This window comes from Serratia sp. Sp408, from assembly GCF_057180665.1.
The window spans coordinates 1-869 of the sequence record NZ_JBXUFT010000021.1; the positions used below are offsets into that span (position 1 = coordinate 1).

The 869-nt window shown below is 61.3% G+C and carries 1 pseudogene; it reads left to right on the plus strand.

Going from position 1 to position 869, the window contains the following annotated elements:
• Positions 1 to 19: 19 nt before the first annotated feature.
• Positions 20 to 869 (plus strand): annotated as a pseudogene (locus tag AC2AXP_RS22645) (inverse autotransporter beta domain-containing protein); the annotation flags it as partial.

Below are 869 nucleotides of genomic sequence, written 5' to 3' on the forward strand. Positions count from 1 at the left end.
GGTGTCCGGGAAGGTGGCTGTGCTGACGTCGGCAGCGGTGAACGTGTCGGGTGCGGCGAGCCAGACCGTGACCTGGGCGGAAACCTTGGCCGGGTCGGGCAGCTACAAGGCGACCTATGTTGCGGCAGCGGCGGGCAAGACGCACAAAGCCACCCTGACGTTGGGAAGCGAGCACAAGGACTCGGCTATCTACACCATTGCGGCGAGTGATGCGGTGGCGACCACCTCGACCATCACTATGGAGGGGGATAGCTACATCTCCGGTGAGGGTATGAAGGTGACGGTTGCGCTGAAGGATGCTCATGGCAACGCGGTGGCAGGGCAGGCAGCTACGCTGGCGTCGTCGGTGAAGGTTGGAAACGGCGCGCTGAGTGGGGTTTGGGCGGAAACTTTCGTCGGGTCGGGCACGTACGTGGCGACCTACACGGCAGGTGCGGTAGGGAGTGCCTTGAAGGCCACTCTGACGCTGGCTGGCGCTTCTCAGGCGTCGAAGGAGTACGACATTTATGCTGCTGAGGCAGTGGTGGCCAATTCGACCATCAAGGTGGACAGTCAGAGCTACACCGCAGGTAGCGACATAACCGTGACGGTGACGTTGAGGGACAAGGCAAACAATCCATTGGTGGGTGAGGATAGTGCGACACTGAAGGGGGTCGTGACGGTTCAGGGTGCGACGCCGAAAGGGGATTGGCTGGAGTTGGAGCCGGACGGGACTTATCAGGCAACCTACACGGCGACCCTTGCGGGTACGACGCACAAAGCCACTCTGACGTTGGGAAGCGAGCACAAGGACTCGGCTATCTACACCATTGCGGCGAGTGATGCGGTGGCGACCCAGTCAACCATCGAGCTGGACAAGGCGAGTTACA